At 56.4% G+C, this 10,534-nt stretch carries 11 protein-coding genes; 6 read left to right on the forward strand and 5 right to left on the reverse strand.

Annotated features, from left to right (window positions below; genetic code table 11):
- Positions 1-183 precede the first annotated feature (183 nt).
- From AC3WL7_RS15980 to AC3WL7_RS15990, 3 genes are read left to right on the forward strand one after another with little or no spacing between them, the layout of a single operon-like run.
- Positions 184-1,116, forward strand: coding sequence for an ABC-three component system protein (locus AC3WL7_RS15980; RefSeq protein WP_164079665.1), 933 nt, complete (start codon positions 184-186; stop codon positions 1,114-1,116).
- Positions 1,070-1,333, forward strand: a complete 264-nt coding sequence (locus AC3WL7_RS15985) for an ABC-three component system middle component 6 (RefSeq protein ID WP_492751539.1) — start codon at positions 1,070-1,072, stop codon at positions 1,331-1,333. Before AC3WL7_RS15980 ends, AC3WL7_RS15985 begins: the two co-directional genes overlap by 47 nt.
- Positions 1,330-3,024, forward strand: coding sequence for a DUF2326 domain-containing protein (locus AC3WL7_RS15990; protein ID WP_492751541.1), 1,695 nt, complete (start codon positions 1,330-1,332; stop codon positions 3,022-3,024). Before AC3WL7_RS15985 ends, AC3WL7_RS15990 begins: the two co-directional genes overlap by 4 nt.
- 473 nt (positions 3,025-3,497) lie before the next feature.
- Here the strand turns inward: AC3WL7_RS15990 and AC3WL7_RS15995 are convergent, their stop codons facing one another.
- Genes AC3WL7_RS15995 through AC3WL7_RS16005 form a run of 3 tightly spaced genes read right to left on the reverse strand, consistent with a single transcriptional unit; the run spans position 3,498 to position 4,983 of the window.
- Positions 3,498-3,788: a hypothetical protein gene (locus AC3WL7_RS15995; RefSeq protein ID WP_492751543.1), complete on the reverse strand. Its 291-nt coding sequence runs from the start codon at positions 3,786-3,788 to the stop codon at positions 3,498-3,500.
- Between the two features lie 8 nt (positions 3,789-3,796).
- On the reverse strand, positions 3,797-4,429 hold the full coding sequence (locus AC3WL7_RS16000) for a hypothetical protein (RefSeq protein WP_492751544.1): 633 nt from the start codon (positions 4,427-4,429) through the stop codon (positions 3,797-3,799).
- Positions 4,426-4,983 carry an HNH endonuclease gene (locus AC3WL7_RS16005; RefSeq protein ID WP_492751546.1) on the reverse strand — a complete coding sequence of 186 codons (558 nt, stop codon included), beginning with the start codon at positions 4,981-4,983 and terminating at the stop codon, positions 4,426-4,428. Before AC3WL7_RS16005 ends, AC3WL7_RS16000 begins: the two co-directional genes overlap by 4 nt.
- Positions 4,984-5,464: 481 nt before the next feature.
- On the opposite strand from AC3WL7_RS16005, the gene AC3WL7_RS16010 reads away from it, so the two are divergent.
- A complete protein-coding gene (locus AC3WL7_RS16010) occupies positions 5,465-5,881 on the forward strand; it encodes a transposase (RefSeq protein WP_492751555.1) in 417 nt (138 codons plus the stop codon).
- A gap of 165 nt (positions 5,882-6,046) precedes the next feature.
- On the opposite strand, the gene AC3WL7_RS16015 is transcribed toward AC3WL7_RS16010, so the two are convergent.
- Positions 6,047-6,961: a LysR family transcriptional regulator gene (locus tag AC3WL7_RS16015; protein ID WP_492751548.1), complete on the reverse strand. Its 915-nt coding sequence runs from the start codon at positions 6,959-6,961 to the stop codon at positions 6,047-6,049.
- A 94-nt stretch (positions 6,962-7,055) separates the two neighbouring features.
- Here AC3WL7_RS16015 and AC3WL7_RS16020 point away from each other — a divergent pair, with 94 nt between their 5' ends.
- Positions 7,056-7,895 carry a type 1 glutamine amidotransferase domain-containing protein gene (locus AC3WL7_RS16020; protein WP_492751550.1) on the forward strand — a complete coding sequence of 280 codons (840 nt, stop codon included), beginning with the start codon at positions 7,056-7,058 and terminating at the stop codon, positions 7,893-7,895.
- On the opposite strand, the gene AC3WL7_RS16025 is transcribed toward AC3WL7_RS16020, so the two are convergent.
- Positions 7,831-9,303 (reverse strand): M1 aminopeptidase family protein, encoded by a 1,473-nt coding sequence (locus AC3WL7_RS16025; protein WP_492751551.1) that lies wholly within the window; start codon positions 9,301-9,303, stop codon positions 7,831-7,833. The genes AC3WL7_RS16020 and AC3WL7_RS16025 overlap by 65 nt on opposite strands.
- 176 nt (positions 9,304-9,479) lie before the next feature.
- On the opposite strand from AC3WL7_RS16025, the gene AC3WL7_RS16030 reads away from it, so the two are divergent.
- Positions 9,480-10,262, forward strand: coding sequence for a 3-hydroxybutyrate dehydrogenase (locus tag AC3WL7_RS16030; RefSeq protein WP_492751553.1), 783 nt, complete (start codon positions 9,480-9,482; stop codon positions 10,260-10,262).
- The last annotated feature ends 272 nt before the right edge of the window (positions 10,263-10,534 follow it).

A 10,534-nucleotide genomic window follows, 5' to 3' on the forward strand; every position in this document is an offset into this window, starting at 1 on the left:
AGCTGTGGGTGGTCGCTGCAAAACTTGCGAAGGTGAACGCGAGGGTCTCTCTCGTAGCGATAAGAGGGATCACATAGCCTCATCTCAAGAAGGTTAAGCGCAGGCCTGTGCGCGGAGCGGATCTTCCTGACGCGTGGAATTTTGTGTACTGTCCCAAGAATCCAGCCAAGGGAGGGGGCGGGCGTGTCTACTGTCGTGCTGAGTACCTATTTCCAGTTGCGTTTGCACAGGAGCAATGGAAGCCAGTTCCAAGATTTGTTTAATGATCTTATGACTAGAAGTGATGCGGACTATCGTGCAGTGCGGCCCTGGGGTAGTCATGGCGATAGGGGGAATGATGGTTACGTACCAGCACAGCTCCGCTTCTTTCAACTATATGCTCCTAGCGCTGATGCTAATCCTGTGACCTCTTGCGCTAAGGCAGTCAACGACTTCGAAAAGCTAGAGGAAGCTTATCCCGACCTTAAGCATTATCACTTTGTGATGAATGACAAGTTTTTGGGAATTCCAGCCCCAGTCGCTGAGTCATTAAGTGCGCTGAAGAAGTCTAAGTCCATGCTGGAGGACTGCTCTCCCATCGGTGCCTTTCAGCTTCGAACTACATTTGAGGCCCTTTCCCAAGAGCAGCAAATTCTGATGGTAGGTGACTTGCCATCGTCCACTCCTAAGGAACTTGATCTATCGGCTTTGGGGGAGATTCTCAAAGGACTAGCTGATGCCGATGATGATTCCGTGCATCTAGATAGAATCGACCTTCCTGCGGAGTTCGATTTGAAAGCTGAATACAATGGATTTAGCGACTCCGTAAGGTACCGGCTGATGCACTATGCGCGGCGAAGTCACTTGGTTGACAGAATGCTTGCCCATCGGGATTCTTCTTGGCTTCAGGTGATTTCAGAAGAAGTTAAGCAGAGATACAGTGATCTTCCGAGCGGATTGAGTGCCGATGAGAGATTTTGGTCACTCTCAGAGTCTCTAATTCCCGGTGTTGCAAAGGCGCACTGTCACACGGTTAAGGCTTTTCGGGAAGCATCATTGCTGGTAATTGCTAAGTACTTTGAGGCGTGTGATGTCTTTGAAAATCCAAACAGCACTTCTTCCGCAGAAGCATATTGATTTTAGTCGTTCTATTGTCGGCGTTGCCGGGCTAGTTCGATCAATTCTTGGTGAAGGTCCGCGAAGTGTTGATCAATTATGGCATGTCGCTCAGGCAGAGGATTCTGGGTGGCCGTCAAGGCCTTCAGTCGAACTGATTATCGTCTCAGTTCTTCTTCTTTTCTCAATAGGAGAGGTCGTTGATGCTGGTGATGGTCGGGTGGGATTAAGTGAATGAAGATATTGCGACTTTCTTCTAGTGAAAGTAGTTTCAGGGAGCTTGTATTCCGCGAACGGGGTCTTTCCCTTATCTTAGGCGATGGGGAGCATGTTGAAGACCGTCAAGATGGGGACAGTAATGGCGTCGGGAAGACCTTGGCTCTGCGTCTGATTCACCATTGCCTTGGCGCGGATAAGCCGCCGCATGCCCTTGTCTCCGTCGCAGCTAAATGGTGGTTCTATTTGGATGTACGCATCGGGGATTCCGATTTCAGAATCGCGAGGACAGGCGACGGCTCCAAGATCACGCTGAACGATAAGGAAATAAAAATTAAGCCATTCCGCGAGTGGCTAAACAAGTTCGGCGGATTCGATTCAAATGAATATTCTTTTCGATCTCTGTTCCCTCGCTTCGCCCGGCGAAGCCAGCAGGACTCGGTGAGTCCTGTGGCCCTCGAGAAGGAGGCTCCCCATGAGGCTTTGCAGAGGACGTTATACCTACTTAATGTGGATGGTGCGCTGGCCAGACGCAAGGTTGAGCTGAAGGAAAGGCTTGATTTGTTGAGGGACGAGGTAAAGCTTGTCAAAAGGTCCGGCATCTTCAGAGATATATTTAAGGCGGGACAGCGTCCAGAAAATAGGCTTAAAGAGCTCGGGAGGGATGTGGGGCTTCTTCGGGAGAGTATCCAGGCTTTCGAAATTTCTGCAGATTATCGTCAGATGGAAAATGACGTCAATCAGTTAACATCTGAGTTAAGGGGAATTTCCGAGGACATTCAACTTTTGCGCTTTGAGCTGGATGGAATTAAAGATGCCCAGCAGCGTCGAGTTGATATAACGCGAGAGGACCTTCTTTCGCTTTATGAGGGTCTCACTAAAATTTTTCAGCCAACTGCATTGGCTCACTTTGAGCAGGTTGAGAATTTTCAGCGGGCTTTGGTGTCCAATCGCGAACAACGGCTTATACTTGATGAAGTAAGGATAAGATCAGAACTCGAACAGCTTGAGATTTCGGAATCGTCAAAGTCCACTGCTCGAAGGATGCTTCTGCAGCATATGGCCGGAAAGCGCGCTCTGGATGAGTATGTTTCTTTAAGCATGCGGCTTGCGGGATTGGAAGAGGAGAGGAGACGTCTTCAATCTTTCGTCGATCTTGAAAGAGACAAGGCGAAAGAGTTGCAAGTGGTCAAGTCTGCGATGGTCTATCAAGATGAGCTGGCACTGCGTTACGCTCAATCAGATCCGTTGGATCAGCTTGATAGTACATATCGTCTTATTGTGCAGAGGCTCTATCCCCATAGCTCGGCGGGAATAACCTTAAAGAACAATTCGGGGGAGAATAAGGTCCGGTTTAATCTGGATGTTTCGGTCCAGGGGCAGGATTCTGATGGAATTACCAGCGCCCGTATTGTCTGCTTTGATTGGCTTGTTTTTAGATACGGTCGACCGCACGACATGGATTTGCTGTGGCATGACAATCGCCTTTTTGCTGACATGGCTCCGAAGCCAAGGGCAAGTTGGTTCTCTTTCATTTGCGAAAGCTTCATGGCCGAGGATAGGCAGTATATTGCCACTCTGAATTATGAGAACTTTCAAAGTATGTCGCCATTTCTGGATGCTGCATCTAGAGATGCGCTTGAGAAGAGTGTGATTATCACTCTTAAAGGCGATAGAGATGCCAAGAGGCTGATGGGTATGAAATTTGGCTAGCGTCAAAAGTGTTGTGGGTGTGTAATTTTTCTGGTATGGCAGATGTTTGTGGTTGTTCTTTAGGTGTATTGGGCGTTGAACTTTTGTTCCGAAAGGGGCGGTTCTATCTAGGCCGCACCTCTCGGCAAACCAACTCTGTTAATTTGTGGAAAGTAGCCAGGCTCCTTTCCTCTATTCCTTGCTCCAGGTGTCGGTTGGACGAAGCCACCGACCTCTGGCGCCTTGCTTCGTGCAGCTTTTCCACGAACTACATCGATCGGGGTTCTTTCGATTCCTGAATGATCTTACACACAATTTAAGCCTTCAATAAGAGTTGTCTCCGCACAGGGGCTCATTGATGTCTCATTCCGTTCAATAGGAATCGGCGGTTCTGATGGGTCACCTGCCTGCTGCATTCGCGATCCCGGAATGTTAAGAATCGTTGGCGATGAGCGATCAGATGCCGCTGAGCAGAAATCAGGAGTATGAATCTGCTAATAGTCGAGTTTGGCGAGTTGGGTGAGCGATACACAGCCTTGGCGTTCAATAAATTCTGTCTCACATTCTTCCTCTGGGAGCATGTAAAGAACATCAAGCGGCAGCTCCGCGCCCGCAATTGCTATCTCGCTTTTTAATTTTTCGATCGATGTGGTCGAGAATATTATTATTAATATGTCAAAGTCATTTCCAAAGCCGCGGATTGATGAGCCAAACATGTATGAGTCAAATTCTGTCAAGGATGCACAGGACTCAATTAGGTGTTTTGCAACTTCGCGTGCAGACATTGTCGATTTCAAAGCAGGGATTTCAGATCTTCCCATTTGATTACCTTGCATCCTAGGTTTCTCCCGGCCTCAATGGCATTTGGGGTCGGATTGCCGCTTGGGTTGATATTCCATGCTATATCTATAGGGCCAAATCTATCCCAGAAAGTGCGGATGGCATCTGCTGTTGGCTCGTACTCCATAATCATTCCTACGCGATAGCTTTTTCCGCCGGCTAAAGTCATAATGAATATGCGATCAAACTGCCTTTCAAGCGATTTGATGGATTTCATCTGTCTGATTAGTCGGTATGAAAAAAAATAGTCTTTATGTGATGTTGTTTTAAGTGATTGCTTTCCAATTGCACTATTCAGCGTTCCGGCACTGCCCCATCCTATTGATTTACTTTCCACGTAACCAATTGCATCTCCGGTCCACACGCATTCCTTTCGATAGCCACATAGAAACTCCATCTCAGGGAACTCCTCGTGGCAGGCCATCGCTAGCTCCGCGTCGATAGTGTATGCGGCAGATATTACGGCCACCGCGGGGGGCTGCTGGGGGAGTGTTATCGAAATCGCGTCGCCTCGAAGATGATGTGTAGAGCTCTCGCCGTGATAATGTTGAATGCTCTTGATTGCGTAGTTAATCTGCCAGCTCATTCGAATATCCTGTTAATTTCATCTGGGAAGCGTATTCCGCCGCCAGGGTTGCCGCAGATATGACGCTCAACTAGCCCTCTAACGTGCTCTTGATAGATGGCAAAAGAGTGTTTCTCTGATGTCGTCAGATGGTGCCTGTTTGAGGATATTACTCCAAGAATTCGAAAGCTGTTCGGAATAATTGTGCTACGCATCCTTCTTGTCCATCTTTGGGCTGATTCAGATTCTGGGTCATACTCAAATTCCGATCCCTCTGAGGGCGCCAGTTCATTCCATACCGCATAGTTATCCATCATCGCTGCAGTCACTGCATCTCTGGCTTGATCACGTCTATCGTAGGCGCAAATTCCCTGTCTATTCGCCAGGGCCGCTAAGTGGCCAGACTTCCAGCCCAGTAGAGTGCTCCGGCTGTAGCTAGAAGGGTCTTTGTCGATAATCGTATGACAAGATGGACATAGAAGAATCAGGTTGTCAAAAGAGTCGACATCAAAGTCACCTGCGGGCCTCTCTTCGTGACGCGGGCCATTCTCGCCATGAGGAATCACGTGGGCCATCTCGGCGATATGTCTGTCACCTCCCATCTCAGGTGGGAAAATGGGTTGCAAGCACTCCGGTCTTTGGCAATGGGCTGCAGCCTCTGAGAACAGACGAAGCTGTGTCTCTTTTGCGATTCTTTTTCGTTGCGCCATAATTTAATTTCGTGATCGTATGCGAATTGTAAGAAAGTACATTTATCAATGTGGTGCGGGCGGGTAGCTAGCGCATCCTGCGAGCACTTATAGCAGGTGAATTTCGCTTTCGAAAGCTCGATTGCCTTCACTGGGATGTTCCATCCCTCAACAGTCTCTGTGATGTCGTCTCTTCATTGATAGCCTCAATGCGTGTCGGACTTGTAGATCGCCCAAGCTTCTGGGTCACTGCAAACCATTCGCGGCCTGGGGTCATCATGGAGACATGTCAATGATTTCTAGGGGCACTGTTGCCGGTCGTTCCTCTTGTTGTAAGCTTCTTACTCGGCAGAATAAAGGGGGCAGTATGGAGCGAGAGGTACTTAGTCCTGTGCAGCAAAATGCGCAGGCTCTTATTCGTTTATCAAGGCATGAGATGTACTGCGATATCACTTTTCGGGACCGCCCTCCATTGATTGGTGTGCGGTTGAGCCCCGCTTTGAATGCCGCTCTGATGTACGGTGCCGGTGCGGAGAAGATGAGGGAACTTTTTGATCGCGTCGAGACAAGAGATGGTCAATCTTTCCGCGCCGTAGATGTTTGGATGATCATTGAATTTCCATACGGACTTCCAACGGATGCAGAATTGGCTGAGGTGAATATCTCCGATGGCGATGCGGAGGTAGCTCCCGGGGTACCCATGCGACAGATGGCCAAGGAGATTTATCACTGCGCCGATGATGAGGCGGCAGAGCAGATGCTTCGCCGAATTCTGGCTGCCTGAGGGAGGGTTGCTTCTTCGTCGCGTAAACTTCCACCAAGCATGGAGTTTTTTCACCGGTCATGGGGGGCGCGTATCGTGGTCTTCACATCTGGCGGCAGGGTGTCGATGGGCAGAATTTCTTCGGCAAGCGCGACTGCACAACGCTCTTGATCGCGACAACCTGCTTTACGTAGCAACTAATGGAACATTCCCCATCATTAACTCAATCATCGCCCGCGCCGCCGCCGACTGCCGCCGGTGCGGCGCATAGATCACCGAGAACGGCCTCGACCGCCCGCGCAGCTGCGGCAGCACTTCCACCAGCTCCCCGCGCTGCAACCGCTCGCGCACAATGAACTCGTAGCTCTGACAGATGCCGATGCCCTGTTCGGCCAGCGACACCACGCCCAGCACATCGTCGGAGGTCTCGATGGACGAGCGCGGCAGCCAGTCCACATCCCGCCCACCATCCCGAAACACCCAGGGCGCCAACCGCCCAGTACGCGGCATCACAAACGGCAGGCACAGGTGCTGCTCCAGATCCTCCAGCGTCTGCGGCGTACCCCGGCGCTCCAGGTACTCCGGCGAAGCCACCAGCACCAGCGGCGCATCTTCCAGCTTTCGCCCCACCAGCCCGCTGTCCGGCAACTGCCCCAGCCGAATAGCCAGGTCGAAGCCCTCCGCCACCAGGTCCACATTGCGGTTGGTGATGTTCAGTTCCACCTGCACCTGCGGGTACTGCTGCGCAAAGCGCGCCAGCACGGGCGGCAGCCGGTAGTGGCCATAGGTGGTCGGCACGCTCAGGCGCACGCGGCCGGCCAGCGCGCCGTCCTGACCCTGCACGTCGCGCTCGGCGTCGTCCAGCAGGCTGAAGGCGGTGCGCACCTGTTCCAGATAGAGCCGCCCGGCCTCGGTCAGGCCCACGCGGCGGGTGGTCCGCTGCAGCAGCTGTCGGCCCAGCCGCGCTTCCAGGCGGGTGACCGCGCGGCTCAGCACCGAGGGCGTGGTGGACAGCGCCACGGCGCCGGCGGTGAACGAGCCGTGCTCGACCACCGCCAGGAACACCTCCACGTCGCCTAGGTAGTCGAACTTGCGGCTCATTTAGCTCTCCGGGGAACAGATCTTTTGCGATGAGGTCAATTTATCGCCGCTTCGGCGATGAATAAAGTGGCCGCCATTCCCAGAGGAGCTACCCATGAACCTGATGACCCGGCTGGCCGCAGCGCTCGCCCTGACCCTGGCCGCCACCGGCGCCCAAGCAGCCAACGTGCTGGTGGTGCTGTCCGACGAGAACCACCTGGACCTGAAGGACGGCAAGGCGCTGTCCACCGGCTTCTATCTCAACGAGCTGATGCAGCCGGTCAAGCTGCTGCTGGACGCGGGCCACGAGGTGACCTTCGCCACGCCGCAGGGGCGGGCGCCGACGGTGGATGCGTCCTCGGTAACGGCGGCGTACTTCGGCAACGATGCCGCGCAGCTGAAGCTGCACAAGGACCTGCTGGAGAAGCTGGCGCTGACCTCGCCGACGGCCTCGCCGGTGGTCAGCTTGGCGCGTGTCGAGCAGCAGGGCTACGCGCGCTTCGACGCGGTCTACATTCCCGGAGGCCATGCGCCGATGCAGGATCTGCTTAAGAGCCCCGCGCTGGGTCGGCTGCTGGCCGACTTCCACCAGCGCAACAAGACCACCGCGCTGGTCTGCCACGGCCCGATCGCGCTGCTGTCCACACTGCCGGATGCCAACGGTTTCGTGGCGAAGCTGGAAGCGGGTGGCATGCCGACCGCTCCGAAGTGGATCTACAGCGGCTACCAGATGACGGTGATCAGCAACCAGGAAGAGGAGCAAGCCAAGCCGATGCTGGGCGGCGGTGAAATGAAGTTCTATCCGCAGACCGCGTTGCAGCGGGCGGGTGCGAAGTTCAGTAGCAACACCACGCCGTGGACCAGCCATGTTGTGGTGGATCGCGAGCTGATCACCGGGCAGAACCCGGCTTCGGCGCTGGAAGTGGGGCAGCGGCTGGTTGAGCGCTTGAAGTGATGGGGCGCTGAGGAGCGTCCACGCGTGGCGTGGATCTACAGCGTGGCGCGCCGCCTGACACGCAGCTGGCTTGCCACTGTTCCCAGGCCTTGGCGTCGATGCCGGCCTTCATCGCAATGCTCTGCAGCTCGGCCCAATCGTTGGGGGAGGGCGCAGCCAGCAGGCCGCGCATGAAGGCCTGCATCTTCGCTTCGCCCACCTGTTGTTCCAGCGAGAGCAGCAGCAAGGGCGCGTAGACGTAGCGATACAGCTCGCCCAGATTGGAACTTGCATCGATGGTGTCCAATGCCGGCAGGGGCTTGTCCTGTTTGTCGATGGACGATTGCAGCCGCGCGATGTAGCGATCCGCGGCGGCATCGCCACGGACCTCACGCAGCGCCTTGATCGACAGGAACTCGGCGCTGGATTCGAGCAGGAACCAGTAGTAGGGGCCCTGCGGTTGATTCAAGGTGCCGAAGTAGTAGTGGCCCATTTCGTGTGCGATGTACTGCACGCGCCGCTCGGCCCGTTCGCCACCCGCCAGCAGCGAGTCGGCCACGTTGCCGATGCTGCCGCTCATCGCAATGGTCGGCCAGGCGGCAAAGCCCCACTCGTTGCCACGGCGGTCGCGCTCCACCTGGTCAAGCGTGACCATGCGCAGGAAGGTGGGGCGCTCGGCCGGCGATACGCCCATGTAGCGCGTATAGGCCTCGGCCACTTTCTGTACCGCGTTGGACAGCGCATCGACCTTGGCCGTGGGCAGGCTCTCGTTGAGCAGGGTGACCTGTGTGGTGCGGGTGATCGGGCCGCTGCCGCCGAACAGCAGAATCGGCCGGGCGATATCGGTGCGGAAGCGGCCTTGTGCGCCTTCAATGGCCGGGCTGCCGTTGAGATACAGGAACCGACAGCCGTTGCAGTCTACCTGCAGGTCGTAACGACTCTCGCGGCTGCGCACACGGGTCTTGGGGTCGAATGCCAGTGGCAGCCATGCGGATTGCTCGGTGAAGCGGGCGCTGTCCCCGTTGAAGGCCATCATGCCTTTGAAGTCGTCAATGGCATCGTGCTTCGGGTAGAGCGGAAACGCGCCGACATACTGCACGCAGAGCTTGGCGGTGGGTTCGGCCACGGTGTAGACACGCGCCTCGCCGTCCACGCCGGGATCGTACCTACCACCAAAGGCCACGTCTTTGCCGTCACCATCGGTGATCCGCGCAACATTCAGGCCGGCGTTGAGTGCGAACGAGCCCCGTGAGTCGGCTGGCAGATGGGTCACGCAGATGTCGCCCTCGACCCGACCGCTGGCAATATCCAGGCGCACGCTGCCGGTGGTCAGCGGTGTGCTGGGGGCCTGCGGTTGTGCCGCAAGGCTTGCCACTGGGGCAAGCAGTACGGTCAGGGCAGCGGGCAGCAGGGCGTAGCGCAGGTTCATCGGACCGTCCTTGGCTGGATGGGCTGACTATACGGCCAGCCTGGGCTTGTGCCGAGAGGTGGAGCATCCACGCGTGGCGTGGATCTACACTGGCAGGGTGAGCTTGTGCCGAGGGGGGGGGCATCCACGCATGGCGTGGATCTACACTTGGGCCTCCGTCCTAAGGAAGCTCGCGCATGTTCAGTGGAAAGGTCGCGGTAGTAACCGGCTCCACCAGCGGTATCGGTCTTGGCATTGCCACGGCGCTGGCGCGGCACGGTGCCGACATCGTGCTGAATGGCTTTGGCGATGCCCAGGACATCGAGCGCATCCGTTCCAGCCTGAAGGCCGAGTTCGGTGTGCGGGTGGCGCACGACGGCGCCGACCTGTCCCGTGGCGAAGCGGTGCGGGAGATGATCGCCCGTTCCGTTGCCACGATGGGCCGCATCGACATTCTCGTGAACAACGCGGGCATCCAGCACACCGCGTCCATCGAGGAATTCCCCATCGATAAGTGGGATGCCATCCTGGCGCTGAATCTGTCTGCGGTATTCCATGCAACGGCGGCGGCCTTGCCGCACATGAAGCAGCAGGGATGGGGTCGCATCATCAATATCGCGTCGGCGCACGGGTTGGTGGGTTCGGTGAACAAGTCCGCCTATGTGGCGGCCAAGCATGGCGTGGTCGGGTTTACCAAAGTGACCGCGCTGGAAAACGCGGGCACGGGCATCACGGCCAACGCGATCTGCCCGGGGTGGGTGCGGACCGTGCTTGTAGAGAAGCAGATCACCGCGCTGGCGGAGCGGGAAGGAACGGACCAGGAATCCGCCGCGCGTGAGCTGTTGGCCGAGAAGCAGCCGTCGTTGCAGTTCGTGACGCCGGAGCAGCTCGGCGACATGGTGGTGTTTCTGGCATCAGACGCCGCCGCGCAGATGACAGGCACGGCACTGCCGATGGATGGCGGTTGGACCGCGCGCTAAGCGTGGTTGCACGGGACGTTTGATTTTCCGCCGGGCATGGCCCGGCGCTACCGGGGCGGGGTGGTGGTAGCGCGGGGCCGTGCCCCGCGAGCGCGCAGCGCGGCGGTTTTGATTTTCCGCCGGGCATGGCCCGGCGCTACCTGGCGGGGTGGTGGTAGCGCGGGGCCATGCCCCGCGAGCGCGCAGCGCGGCGGCTTTGATTTTCCGCCGGGCATGGCCCGGCGCTACCGGGCGGGGCGGTGGTAGCGCGGGGCCGTGCCCCGCGAGCGCGC

The organism is Stenotrophomonas sp. FW305-3-2-15-E-LB1, assembly GCF_058787375.1.